At 47.7% G+C, this 12409-nt stretch carries 12 protein-coding genes; 6 read left to right on the top strand and 6 right to left on the bottom strand.

Going from position 1 to position 12409, the window contains the following annotated elements; all coding sequences use genetic code 11:
• Window positions 1-268: 268 nt before the first annotated feature.
• The 6 genes from NYE43_RS16960 to pucR all read right to left on the bottom strand — a co-directional run bounded on the left by NYE43_RS16960 (window position 269) and on the right by pucR (window position 6871).
• Window positions 269-346, bottom strand: a complete 78-nt coding sequence (locus tag NYE43_RS16960) for a YjcZ family sporulation protein (RefSeq protein ID WP_072175780.1) — start codon at window positions 344-346, stop codon at window positions 269-271.
• A 282-nt stretch (window positions 347-628) separates the two neighbouring features.
• Complete coding sequence (uraH, locus tag NYE43_RS16955) at window positions 629-982, bottom strand: hydroxyisourate hydrolase (protein ID WP_106019509.1); 354 nt, start codon at window positions 980-982, stop codon at window positions 629-631.
• A complete protein-coding gene (pucL, locus tag NYE43_RS16950; RefSeq protein ID WP_185848663.1) occupies window positions 982-2466 on the bottom strand; it encodes a factor-independent urate hydroxylase in 1485 nt (494 codons plus the stop codon). The genes uraH and pucL overlap by 1 nt, the downstream gene beginning before the upstream one ends.
• Window positions 2467-2480: 14 nt before the next feature.
• Entirely contained in the window at window positions 2481-3773 is a 1293-nt protein-coding gene (locus NYE43_RS16945; RefSeq protein WP_185848664.1) for a nucleobase:cation symporter-2 family protein, read from the bottom strand.
• A 6-nt stretch (window positions 3774-3779) separates the two neighbouring features.
• Complete coding sequence (locus NYE43_RS16940; protein WP_395958020.1) at window positions 3780-5075, bottom strand: nucleobase:cation symporter-2 family protein; 1296 nt, start codon at window positions 5073-5075, stop codon at window positions 3780-3782.
• 200 nt (window positions 5076-5275) lie between these two features.
• On the bottom strand, window positions 5276-6871 hold the full coding sequence (gene pucR / locus NYE43_RS16935; protein ID WP_101859998.1) for a purine catabolism transcriptional regulator PucR: 1596 nt from the start codon (window positions 6869-6871) through the stop codon (window positions 5276-5278).
• Between the two features lie 180 nt (window positions 6872-7051).
• Between pucR and NYE43_RS16930 the strand changes: the two genes are divergently transcribed.
• From NYE43_RS16930 to NYE43_RS16905, 6 genes are all read left to right on the top strand, one after another.
• Window positions 7052-8395, top strand: a complete 1344-nt coding sequence (locus NYE43_RS16930; RefSeq protein ID WP_024122740.1) for an allantoinase — start codon at window positions 7052-7054, stop codon at window positions 8393-8395.
• 98 nt (window positions 8396-8493) lie between these two features.
• Window positions 8494-8841 carry a YunG family protein gene (locus tag NYE43_RS16925; RefSeq protein WP_024122739.1) on the top strand — a complete coding sequence of 116 codons (348 nt, stop codon included), beginning with the start codon at window positions 8494-8496 and terminating at the stop codon, window positions 8839-8841.
• A 37-nt stretch (window positions 8842-8878) separates the two neighbouring features.
• Complete coding sequence (locus tag NYE43_RS16920) at window positions 8879-9727, top strand: DUF72 domain-containing protein (RefSeq protein ID WP_024122738.1); 849 nt, start codon at window positions 8879-8881, stop codon at window positions 9725-9727.
• A gap of 17 nt (window positions 9728-9744) precedes the next feature.
• Window positions 9745-10566, top strand: a complete 822-nt coding sequence (locus NYE43_RS16915; RefSeq protein WP_101860000.1) for a sulfite exporter TauE/SafE family protein — start codon at window positions 9745-9747, stop codon at window positions 10564-10566.
• Window positions 10567-10586: 20 nt separating this feature from the next.
• The gene (locus NYE43_RS16910) at window positions 10587-11975 is read left to right on the top strand and encodes a bifunctional metallophosphatase/5'-nucleotidase (protein ID WP_101860001.1); all 1389 of its coding nucleotides are present in this window, start codon (window positions 10587-10589) and stop codon (window positions 11973-11975) included.
• Window positions 11976-12039: 64 nt separating this feature from the next.
• Window positions 12040-12345, top strand: a complete 306-nt coding sequence (locus NYE43_RS16905) for a YunC family protein (RefSeq protein WP_010331750.1) — start codon at window positions 12040-12042, stop codon at window positions 12343-12345.
• The last annotated feature ends 64 nt before the right edge of the window (window positions 12346-12409 follow it).

The raw sequence follows: 12409 nt of genomic DNA, 5'->3' as shown, positions 1-12409 counted from the left end.
AAAATTTTTTGTAGGTGCGGAAGAAATCGATCCGATAGAAACTAACAAATCCGTTAACAAGCGTTTCTAAATGGTGGGATTAATTGAAGAGCGTGATCAAGACGCGGCCGCGTTGTGGGAAAACATCTCGCTCTCATCTCATATTGTAATGGAGGACGAGGATTTGTAGCGAGTGTTATATTTCCCTGTCAAAACCTTGTCGCTATAGCAAAACAAACGCCATAAAGAATTCTTATGGCGTCTGACGGATATGGGGTAAGGTGAGTTCTTAATAGCCACCGAAGAAAGAAGTGCCAACGATGATTAATAGGATGAATAGCACCACGATCAAAGGGAATGACCTCATAACTTCACCTCCCTTAAAAGAGGATAGTACATGATATGCTGATGGAGATAACTTGATAGTGATACTAGTTTAATTGATTTTAAATTTTTTTTAGTCTAAGTAGAAATAGAGAACGATAAATTTAATATATAAAAAAGAAACTCGAACTCTCAAATACGAGGTCCTGATGTGGCATAATTCGCAGGAATCCTCTCACAATAGGGAGGGTCTTTTATTTATGCAGTGATCCAGCAACCCCTAAACATTTGCGGAGCCCGCCTCACCAGCGGGCGGGCTCTTTTCTTAACTCCCCCTATACACCTGATAACCAAACGGCGACAGCAAAAGCGGGATATGATAATCAGCTTCCGGATCAGAAAGATGGAAACGAACTGTTACAATCGTTAAGAACGGCTCAGCCGTGTTCGCTTTCTTTCCCGCAAAGTAATCCCCCGCATGGAACTCCATCACATACTCCCCTGATTTCAGCTCTTCTCCCGCAAGGAGCGGAGCATCGACTCGGCCGTCCTTATTCGTAAAAGCCCCTTTGATAAGAATAAGACTTTTGTCTTCGCACAGCCGCTTCAATTCGATTTTTACGTTTGCCGCGGGTTTGCCGCAGGTTAAATCCAAGATATGTGTTGTCAGCTTTCCCATCAGGCATTCAGGCTCCCTAATGCTTCCCCGGCTTTCCGTTTTTCTTTCTCGGCGTCTTCTCTCGTCACGGTGAACCGCTGGAAACCGAATGGCGGGCGCGGTTCTGTGTAGACTTTTCCTTTTGTGCCCGGAATCTCTTCGACGACTGTATCCCATGTGTGATTTTGAGATTGGAAGCTGACATCCGTGAGCTGCGGGAATCTCGTTAATATTCTGCATCCGATATGATAGATTAAGTTTTGAATGGAGGGCGTTTCGAGCTCGTGAAATACAGTGCTCGCTAAGTCACGGACCTGCTCAGCCGCCACGTAACGGGCTGGATCGGCGGCGTATGCATCTTCCGTATGTTCGTAACGCCAGCTGATGTTTAAATAGACAAAGAGCGGACGATTTCCATCTTCAGGGAGAGTCGTATATTCGTCTCTGATAAAGCCGACGAAGGAGTTTCCGCTTACTTTGACAAGCTGGAGATCCGTTATTTCGCTGTATTGCTCCTTCAGCGTTATCGTATCCCCCATTCGTTCTGCTTTCAGCACCGACCGAGCGCGTTCATTGCGCGATCTTCTGAAGACAAGCTGGCTTGTGCCGAGCTCTTGATCCTCGTATGCAGGCATCGCTTCAAACGGAATGTCTTCACCTGTCAGGGTGATCGTATCCATATGAGAATAGGTGTCTAAAAATCTGTGAGCCACATAATGCAAGAAGCCTTCGGTGGTTGTTCCCTCATAGGAAGCGAGGTGGCGCTGAATAAAGTTTTTCATCGAATCCGTAGCCACGATGAGCGTATTATCTCCGTCTGTAAATGAGGGCAAAAAGGCATCTCCGCCAATTTCGCATGTCACATCAATGCCGACAACTGTATTGGTTCTGCCCGTAAAAGAAGACTCTGGGATTTGATTTATGCCTGTGAGCGGTTTTAAAAACGTTCGGTATGCAAACACATTTCCTTTGCCGTAAGACATGGTTCTTTTCATTAGAATCTCTCCTTTTTCTGTAATGATGTCCTCTAAACGAAAGCGGGCGATGCGGTATATTTCCTCAAGAGCCTGCTGGAATTCTGTTTCTGGTTTGTTCTTCAGCCTTGTCAGCAGAGCTTGGCGGATCTCCTGTTTCGTTTTTTCCTTTACCGCTAAAATAAAAGGAAAACCGAAGTTATGATAGTAGTCTTCATTTCGTTTGAGAAATTCCTCGTATTCCTGCTGTTCAAGCTTACTGAGCCCTGCGTTTTGCTGCTCTTTTACAGAGGAAGCGCTCATTGGTTTCTTGGTGCCGAGGCGAGGGTGTTTGCAGATGAGCTCAAGCTGTGTCTTGCGATCCGCAGCTTTGACTAAGCGGGACATTTTTTGATGCAAATCAGAAAGGGAGGAAAATGGGCGGAGTGCCGCGGCCTCCTCCGCAATCCATGCAGAGTGCTCGAAAATAGATCCAAGTGTGTCAGCCAGTGTTTGTCTATCCATTTGATTCAGGTCGTCAATTGTGAACATGAGCCATCTCCCCTTTACGTATTGATTTCTGCGCCATGGGGCTGTTTGCATTGAAAAAAAGTGTTCAATGCGATCGCGGTTAAGCTGCCAATGACAATGCCGCTTCCGGTCAACACGGAAGCTGCTCCCGGGAGAGAGGAAAACAAGGCGGGCACCGTCGTGGCGCCAAGCCCTAAGCTGACAGAAGAAGCAATGATCAGCAGATTGCCTTGTGATTCAAAATCGACGCCGGAAAGCATTTTAATACCGTAAGAAATGACCATGCCGAACATGACAATCATCGCGCCGCCGAGCACTGCATTCGGGATCACGGTCGTCAATGCCGCGGCTTTTGGAATCAGACCGACTGCCATCAGCATAAACCCGGTGATGGCGATGACATTGACACTTTTCATTTTTGAAAGCTGAACGATACCGACATTTTGCGAGAAGGCTGTATAAGGAAACGCGTTCAATAAGCCGCCAAGCACAATCGCAAGCCCTTCCGCACGGTAGCCTTTCTCAAGATCTTTCTCTGTTAGTTTCCGGTTTGTCATATCGGATAGAGCAAAGTAAACACCCGTTGATTCAACAAGGCTGACAATCGCAACCAATAGCATGGTGAGAATGGCGGGCAGCTCAAAGGTTGGCGTGCCGAAATAAAATATAGAAGGAATATGAACCCAGGACGCCTCCGCGACCTCAGAAAAATCGACTTTTCCCATAAAGAAAGCGGCTGCCGTTCCAGCTGCAAGGCCGAGCAAAATCGCAATGGAGCGGATAAACCCTCTAAAGAAATAAAACAGCACTAAAATAAAGGCTGTAACGGCAAAGCCAAGGAGCACGTTGCCTAGTGAGCCGAAGTCTTTGCTGCCTTCGCCGCCGGCCAGGTTATTCATCGCCGTCGGAATCAGGCTGATGCCGATAATCATAACGACTGAGCCGGTTACGACCGGCGGGAAAAAACGGACAAGCTTCCCGAAGAAGCCCGCGGCTAAAACGACAATCAGCCCGGCTGCGATAATCGAACCGTAAATCGCTGAGACACCGTATGTGCTGCCAATAGAAATCATCGGGCCGACTGCAGTAAACGTACAGCCGAGCACAACAGGAAGGCCGATGCCGAAATAGCGGTTTTTCCAGAGCTGTAACAGAGTCGCAGCCCCGCACATAAACAAATCAATGGCAATTAAATACGTCAGCTGGCCCGCATTGAGCCCGATCGCAGCTCCGGCGATCAGAGGGACGAGAATGGCTCCCGCGTACATCGCCAGCATATGCTGAAGCCCAAGCATCAAAAGCTGAAAGGAATGATACTGTTCCTTCATCTCTATTTACACCTCTTTTTCTAAAACGAGTGTGTTTTCTAATACAGGCTGTTTTTCCTTCTGAACGGTTTTTTCCTTTCTGTCGCGCAAACTGAAGAATAGGTTTAAAAAGATCGCAGTCAGGCTTCCTGTGATCATGCCGTCACTGACCAGAATGCGGATCGGAGCGGGAAACTCTGCGAAAATCGCCGGTACTGTGCTGGCGCCGATACCGAGTGCGATTGAGCAGGCGATGGTCAGCAGATGATATTGGTTTTTCAGATCCACTGTACTGAGCATTTTTACTCCGGAGGCGATAACCATGCCGAACATGACAACGGTTGCGCCGCCGAGCACAGCCGCGGGAACGGAGGAAGCAAGAGCGGCAACCTTAGGAATCAGCCCAAGGAAAAGAAGGATACAGCCCGCGGTGACGACGACATTTCTCGTTTTCACCTTTGTCAGCTGCAATAATCCGGCGTTTTGTGCAAATGTATTATAGGGAAAGGCGTTGAACAGCCCGCCTATCATAATGGCGATTCCTTCCGCCCGATAGCCTTTGACCAGATCTTTTTCGGTTAGAGGCCGGCCGCATATCTTTCCGATGGCGTAAAAAACGCCGGTTGATTCAACAATAATGACAATTCCGACGATCAGCATCGTGATGATCGGACCGATTTCAAAAGATGGAGCGCCGAAGTAAAACGGCTTTGGGATTTGAAAGAATGGGGCTTCAGATACAGATGAAAAGCTGACCTTGCCCATGACGGCAGCCGCCGCAGTACCCGCAGCAATCCCGATCAGAACGGAAAGCGTTCGGGCAAACCCTTTGAGAAAGCGGTTGAGGACTAAGATCAGGATAAGGACGCTGACAGAAAGAAGAAGATTTTCGAGCGAACCGTACTCGGGATTGGCGCTGCCGTTTGCTTTTTCTCCGCCAGCCATATTTTTCACACCTGTCGGAACAAGAGAAAGACCAATCAAGGTGACAACAGTTCCTGTTACGACAGGAGGGAATAACACGGTCAGCTTGCCGAAGAAACGGGCACACAAGAAGATCAAGACACCGGCTGCGATGATTGAACCGTAAATCGCTGAAATGCCGTAATTTGCACCAATTGCAATCATCGGGGTGACGGCCACGAACGAGCTGCCGAGCATGACGGGAAGCCCAATGCCGATGTGCGTTCCTCGCCAGGTCTGCAAAAGCGTCGCGGCTCCGCACGTTAACAGGTCAATCGCCAATAGGTAAGACAGCTGTTCCGACGTTACATTCAGCGCTCTGCCGACAAGCAGAGGCACCAAAATCGCACCTGCGTACATGGCCAGCACATGCTGCAGGCCAAGAGTGAACACTGCAAACGGTTTTTGTTTCACTACAGTCCCTCCTTTTACATGTGAACTTTAGTAACATGATAGCGTGCCGTTTGCGGGATGTCATTGGATACAGTAGCTGAAAAATAGGAGCGTTATTGCTGAAAGTAACGAAAAGCCATTTCTTTTGTAACACCATGTGACAAATGCTAGCTAATCAGCCGCTGCATCCGCAAGGCAAGCCGCAACCGCATTGTCGTTTCGGGATCTTTTAAGCTTTTGCCCAGTAATTCTTCACATTTTTCGAGGCGGTAGATGACCGTATTGCGATGCACGTACAAACGTTTTGCCGTCTCGGAAATCTGGCAGTGTGTCTCTAGATAGACAGACAGTGTATGAAGCAGGCTTTGATCCTCCTGCTGCTTTTCAGCCAGGCTTTGAAGAGTGGAATTGTAAAATTTCTTCAAATCCTCAACCGGAAGCAGGCGGAGCAACTCAGGTACATCTTTCGCGTGATACACTTGGATAAACTCCGTGCTTCTTGATAAATGCCCTGATTGGAGAGCGTCAGACGCTTCTGTGAAAGCGTCCGGAACATCGATCAGCTTTTGGCAAATGTTGCTGATGCCAAAGGACAATGTCCGTTTAAATTGGTTTTTAACCTGTGCCTGAAACTGCTCTAAAAAGCTGATCACCGAAGCGTGCATTTCACTCCAGCTGTCTGTCGCCTCGATCAGCAGAATGCCGACATTTCCTTTAATAAAGAGGTGAGGCGGGAATGGGAAGGCAGACAATTCGCCTTCGAGAAATTCAAATACACTGTCAGAGGCCAGCTGATTTTCAGTAAAGCTGATCGATCTGTCATTCCGGTCGAGCTTTCCGGCGATGCACATATATTTTTGATCCCAGCTGAGCTTAAATTCTTTTGCCCGGTTTTTGATTTCGTCGTCTGAAGAGAACGACCGCTCGATAAAATTACTGAAAAACTCATTCCGCGCCCGCCGGCTGTATTGCTTCAGCGCGTTTTCCTTCAGCAGCTCAAAGGAAATCACGTTCGCAGCCTGTTCAATGGTGAGAATCAATCCTTTATCAGCGGCTTGGACCATTTCCGGTATAAGCAGGTAGCCGCAGCTTTTTTCATGATTATAGATAGGAAGGACAGAATATGTTTTCTGATTTGAGATCGAAGAAAAACAAGTGAAAAACGGCCCGGACACGGTGTGCAGCGTGCTTTTGAGCTTTTCGGTTTCAAATGAAATCTGATGAGATGCAGAAAGCATTTTGGCATGCTGGTCAAGGAGCAGCACGGGAAGATGAAGGAGGTCTGATACCTTTTTGAGCAGAGATTGCAATCCCTTGCCGCTCATAATGTGGTTTGTGAATTTCTTATGTGCGTAAATGGCTTGCTGAAGCTCGTTTGAACGCATATCAAGAATATGGCTCAGCGTGGCGTTGACAATGTCTCCGAGGCGTATATGCTCAGGGAGCTCAATGATAGGAAACGCGTGTGAATCGGCGAGGTCAATAATTTCTTTCGGGATATCCTCCAGGTAGCGTTTTGTTTTAATGCCGAGACCGGCACAGCCGCGTTTTGCCATTTGCCGAATCAGCTCTGATAACTGGTGAGGATTGTCCTTCAGGTGATACGCGGTGGTGACGAGCAGCTCGTCTTTATGCAGAAAATCCGCGATATCAGGAGCATCCATCATGTTGACATGCTGAACCTCTCTTTCTCCCCCTGCTTTGCCCGCAATTAAAACTGCATTTTCGTAAGCCGGTATTTTCATCACATCAAAAATATTCATAGCTCATTCTCCTTTTTTCACAAAAAGTAACCATTGGTTAAGATGAATAAATTTCATTATTAATTCTAGCTGTTTTGCTGATGTAATACGATCATAGTAACAGTAAAATGTTGAAAATAGACTGATTGTGTTACATAAACTGACATAAAAATTCATCATCCTTACAGGGGAGGGTTCAGTATGGCTTACGATTTAGTAATAAAAGGAGCAAAGGCAGTCACGCCGGATGGTGTTAAAGAAGCTGATATTGCAATGAAAAACGGGACAATTGCCAAGATCGGTTCTGCAATTGAAGCAGAGGGGGCACCAGTTGTGGAGGCTAGCGGGCAATATATTTTTCCGGGTTCGATCGATTGCCATGTTCATTTCAACGAACCGGGCAGAGAGGATTGGGAAGGGTTTGAAACAGGCTCACAGATGATGGCTGCAGGCGGCTGCACCACTTATTTTGATATGCCGCTGAACTGCATTCCATCCACGGTGACGGCTGAAAACATTCTCGCAAAAGCTGAAATCGGCAGGCAAAAATCGGCGGTGGATTTTGCGTTATGGGGCGGCCTTGTGCCCGGTCATATTGATGACATACATCCGATGGCTGAAGCGGGTGCGATAGGATTTAAAGCATTTTTATCAAAATCAGGCACAGAGGAGTTTCGCTCTGTTGATGAACGGACCTTGCTCAAAGGCATGAAAGAAATCGCGGCCGCAGGAAAAATCCTTGCTCTTCACGCAGAAAGCGATGCGATCACAAGCTTTTTGCAGATGGAATGGGCGAATAAAGGGAAAGTGAATGCAGATGCATACGCGGCCTCCCGCCCGGAGGAAGCCGAAGCTGAAGCGGTGTATCGCACGATTCAGTATGCGAAAGTGACGGGCTGTCCGGTTCATTTTGTCCATATCAGCACGGTGAAAGCGGTTCGGCTGATTAGAGAGGCGAAACGGGAAGGGCTTGATGTTTCGGTCGAAACATGCCCGCATTATGTTTTGTTCAGCCATGACGATTTACGCGAAAGGGGTTCTGTCGCAAAATGCGCCCCTCCGCTCAGATCGCAGCCATCAAAAGAGGCGTTAATTGATACGCTGATCGCGGGGGATATTGACATGGTGTCCTCGGACCACTCCCCCTGCCGTCCTTCTCTGAAGCGGGAGGATAATATGTTTTTGTCATGGGGCGGAATCAGCGGCGGGCAGTTTACTTTATTGGCCATGCTTGAATTGGCCCTTGAGCGGGATATTCCATTTGAAACCATTGCTGAATGGACAGCGGGGGCACCCGCGAAGCGATTCGGCCTTCAGCAAAAAGGGAGGCTTGAAGAGGGGCGAGACGCGGATCTCGTTCTCGTCAGCATGGAGCCGTACACAGTCACAACAGAAACGATGTTTGCAAAACATAAGCAGAGCATTTATGAAGGACATACTTTCCCCTGCCGCATCTCGGCCACCTACAGCAGAGGACGGAGCGTGTACAGTGATGGGGAGAAAGCAGACAGCGGAATTGAGGGAGCATTGGTCGTTCCTTCGTAAGCCCGGCAGATTGAATTCTGCCGGTTTTTTTATGTCAGTGACTTTGGTTTTTAAAAATCAATCATCGTGGTATCTTTTTAAAAAGGGGGCTTTCGATGATGGAACACATCAAACACATACTAAACCAATCATGGTCGCTGCATACGAGTTCCAAATGGACGAAAGAATGCCCGGCATGCGGCCAATGCGGCGTGACGGCATTGGTGATACAGGAGCAATTCGGGGGCGATATTTTCAAAACAAAGGTCGGTGGGAGCTGGCATTTTTATAACAGCATAAATGGGGCTGTGTATGACTTTACGAGTGAACAGTTTCAGGAGCCTATTGAGTACCAAAATATCCCTTCCTCAAGAGAGGAGGCGTTTTTGGATACCAATGAGGAACAATATCAGCATCTGCGCTCAGCGTTTTTCCGCAATATGAACAGCATTTCCGAGGAAACCTGAAAACGCGTGTGATAAACTGGAAGAGAGGTGAATGATTGTGATTTATATCGGACTGACGGGATGGGGGGATCATGACAGCATTTATCCGCCGAAAACGGCCAGCCAGAAAAAATTGCAGGCCTATTCCTCCCATTTTCCGATCGTGGAATTAGACGCGAGCTTTTACGCGATTCAGCCGGCGCGCAACAATGAAAAGTGGGTGAAGGAAACACCGGAAACCTTCCAATTTATCATTAAAGCGTATCAGGGCATGACGGGGCATCAGCGCGGCGACATTCCGTTTGACTCCAAAGAGGAGATGTTTGATGCTTTTAAGCTGTCCTTAACGCCATATTTACATAGCAATAAGCTCGCCATGGTGCTGTTTCAATTTCCGCCGTGGTTTGACTGCAAGAAAGAAAATGTCGCTTATTTAAGATGGTGCAAAAATCAAATGGGCGATATTCCTTGCGCGCTTGAGTTCAGAAACCGCTCCTGGTTTTCGCCGCCATTTTATGAGCAGACGCTTTCCTTTATGAAAGCGGAAGGCTGGATTCACAGCGTATGTGATGAACCGCAAATCGGCGATGGAAGTGTCCCGACTGTGTTGCGGGCGACCGATGAAAACAAAACGCTCGTCAGGTTTCACGGACGCAATAAGCAGGGCTGGATGAAGCCTGATGGCGGGAAAAACTGGCGTGAGGTCAGATATTTATACCGCTATAACAAACAGGAGCTGGAAGACTGGAAAAAGCATCTGAATGAATTGCAGCAGCAGTGTAAAGATGTATTTGTCCTGTTCAACAACAATTCCGGCGGAGACGCCGCGGATAACGGCAAGCAGATGCTTGAACTGCTTGATATCGAGTACTCCGGACTTTCTCCGAGACAGCTCGATTTATTTTAGAAAAGAGGTTTTGATTGATGTCGTTTGTGATTTTGATCGTACTGGGATTTATTGCGGGTACGGTAGGAAGTTTGATTGGACTCGGCGGCGGGATTGTCATCGTTCCGGCCATGATGTTTTTAAGCGCGGTGACGCCGTATTTTCAGGATGTGACGCCGCAGGTCGCCATCGGGACTTCGCTTCTGGTCATTATTTTTACGGGTCTTTCCTCAACTTTGGCTTATATTAAATATAAAACGGTTGATTATAAAAGCGGGCTCATTTTCTTTATCGGTTCAGGTCCCGGCAGCATTATTGGGGCTTACGTGTCAAAGCTTTTTAATTCAAACTCGTTTTCCATTTGGTTTGGCATATTTATGATTCTTATTTCATTATCCTTAATGCTGAAAGCGAAGGCGCGGCCGGTAAACAAAGAGCACAGAGGAATAATACGGACTTTTCAGGATGATGCCGGAGAGCCCTATACTTACTCGTATCAGGCGCCTGTCGGGATTGCCATCGCCTTTGTTGTCGGCTTTTTAGGCGGGCTCTTTGGAATAGGCGGCGGCTCGCTGATGGTTCCGGCCATGATGCTGTTATTTCTGTTCCCGCCAAAGGTTGCGGTGGCAACGTCCATGTTCATTATTTTCCTGTCCTCTATGACAGGATCTGTTTCACATATCATGTCCGGGCATGTGAATTGGCTGTATGCCCTCGCACTTGTGCCCGGCGCTTGGTTCGGCGGAAGGCTTGGCGCCGCCATCAACCGAAAAATGCAGACGAAAACGATCGTTATGATTATGAGGATCGTATTAATTTTGATCGGCTGCCAGCTCATTTATGAAGGCATTTTCAGCTGAACGATTAGGGAGAGAATGGTATGAAAGAGAAGCTCCGCTTATATCACACAAATGATTTGCACAGCCATTTTGAAAATTGGCCAAAAATAACAGATTATATTGAGCAAAAAAGAAAAGAACATCAGTTGCACAGCGAAGAGACGCTCGTTTTTGATATTGGTGATCATATTGATCGTTTTCATTTTGTGACAGAGGCGACATTCGGAAAAGCCAATGTAGACCTCTTAAACCGTCTTGAAATTGATGGAGCGGCTATCGGCAATAACGAGGGGATTACGCTTCCTCATGAAGAGCTTGCTTCTTTATATGATCATGCCGAGTTTCCCGTTATCGTCTCTAATCTGTATGACAAAAACGGAAACCGCCCGTCCTGGGCGGTTCCTTACCATATCAAAACATTGGGAAACGGCATGACCATCGCTTTGTTAGGCGTAACGGTGCCGTATTATCCCGTATATGACAAGCTGGAATGGACTGTTACTGATGCGCTCGAAAGTATAAAAGAAACCATACAGGAAGTGAAAGGACAGGCTGATATCATCGTTCTCCTGTCGCATTTGGGAATTCTTGACGATCAAGCGGTTGCTGAAGCGGTTCCGGAGATTGACGTTATCCTCGAGTCTCATACTCACCATCTGCTTGAAAATGGACAGATGGTCAACGGCGTATTGCTTGCCAGCGCTGAGAAATACGGAAACTATGTCGGCTGTGTAGACATCACGATGGACACTGAAAAGCGAAAAATCATCAGCAAAACAGCGTCTGTTCAAAACATGGCTGAATGGACAGGGGAATCGGCGGAAACCAAAGCATTTCTTGAGGAAAAAGAGCGTGAAGCCAAGGAAAAGCTGTCCGTTGCCGTTGCGGAGCTTGCGCAAGATGCTGAAGTCAAGTGGTTTGAAGAATCTGATCTGCCTTTACTTTTGGCATATGCGTTAAAGGAATGGTGCGGAGCCGACATCAGCATGGTGAATTCCGGCGTCATCCTCGGACCGCTTAAAGCCGGCCCGGTGACCAAGCTTGACCTGCACCGCATCTGCCCTCACCCCATCAACCCGGTTACTGTCCGCCTGACGGGAGAGGAACTGAAGGAAACGATTGTTCATGCCGCTTCGGAACAGATAGAGCAGCTCCGAATTAAAGGATTGGGCTTCCGGGGAGAAGTGATGGGAAAAATGGTGTACGCGGGTGTCGATGTCGAAACAAAACGGCTGGACGATGGGATGACCCACGTCACCCGGATTACGCTGAACGGAGCTGACATAGATAAAAATAAACAATACGCTGTGGCCGTGCTTGACATGTTTACGCTCGGCAGGCTGTTTCCAATCATCCGCGACGCCGAGGTAAAAGAATATTTTATGCCGGAATTTTTGCGGGATCTGCTTGCCTGGAAGCTTGCACAATAAGGAGGTCAGCCCACAACAAGCCGTGCCCTTCATCATAAAGTGATGAAGGAAGGGAGTGGTTGACGTGGTAAATCTGACACCGATTATGATCGAAGGACAGCCTTTTACAGCTGTGACAGTAAAGCTTCCAAAAACAAATTTCATGGCAGTTTCCAATGATCACGGATACATTATGTGCGGCGCGCTTGATGTGGCGCTGCTGAATGAAAAATTAAAGGAGCGTGGAATTGTGGCGGGACGGGCGGTTGGTGTGCGAACAATTGACCAGCTGTTAGACGCCCCTTTAGAATCCGTCACATATGCCGCAGAAGATCTTGGCATTCATGCCGGCATGAGCGGCAGAGAAGCGCTTTTAAAAATGGTGAAATAAAATAAATTGGCCCGGCTATTACTATGTCCCCCCTTACAAGCATACATTGTGATATGTAAGGGGG

Source organism: Bacillus sp. FSL R5-0434, from assembly GCF_038004745.1.
Taxonomy (GTDB): Bacteria; Bacillota; Bacilli; order Bacillales; family Bacillaceae; genus Bacillus; species Bacillus halotolerans.
This window is presented reverse-complemented; position numbering and strand designations above follow the sequence as displayed.

Bases quoted from the DNA above. Each gene is read 5' to 3' on its own strand.
- NYE43_RS16960 (WP_072175780.1), bottom strand. From the start codon at position 346: ATGAGGTCATTCCCTTTGATCGTGGTGCTATTCATCCTATTAATCATC.
- uraH (WP_106019509.1), bottom strand. From the start codon at position 982: ATGGGAAAGCTGACAACACATATCTTGGATTTAACCTGCGGCAAACCC.
- pucL (WP_185848663.1), bottom strand. From the start codon at position 2,466: ATGTTCACAATTGACGACCTGAATCAAATGGATAGACAAACACTGGCT.
- NYE43_RS16945 (WP_185848664.1), bottom strand. From the start codon at position 3,773: ATGAAGGAACAGTATCATTCCTTTCAGCTTTTGATGCTTGGGCTTCAG.
- NYE43_RS16940 (WP_395958020.1), bottom strand. From the start codon at position 5,075: ATGTACGCAGGTGCGATTTTGGTGCCTCTGCTTGTCGGCAGAGCGCTG.
- pucR (WP_101859998.1), bottom strand. From the start codon at position 6,871: ATGAATATTTTTGATGTGATGAAAATACCGGCTTACGAAAATGCAGTT.
- NYE43_RS16930 (WP_024122740.1), top strand. From the start codon at position 7,052: ATGGCTTACGATTTAGTAATAAAAGGAGCAAAGGCAGTCACGCCGGAT.
- NYE43_RS16925 (WP_024122739.1), top strand. From the start codon at position 8,494: ATGGAACACATCAAACACATACTAAACCAATCATGGTCGCTGCATACG.
- NYE43_RS16915 (WP_101860000.1), top strand. From the start codon at position 9,745: ATGTCGTTTGTGATTTTGATCGTACTGGGATTTATTGCGGGTACGGTA.
- NYE43_RS16910 (WP_101860001.1), top strand. From the start codon at position 10,587: ATGAAAGAGAAGCTCCGCTTATATCACACAAATGATTTGCACAGCCAT.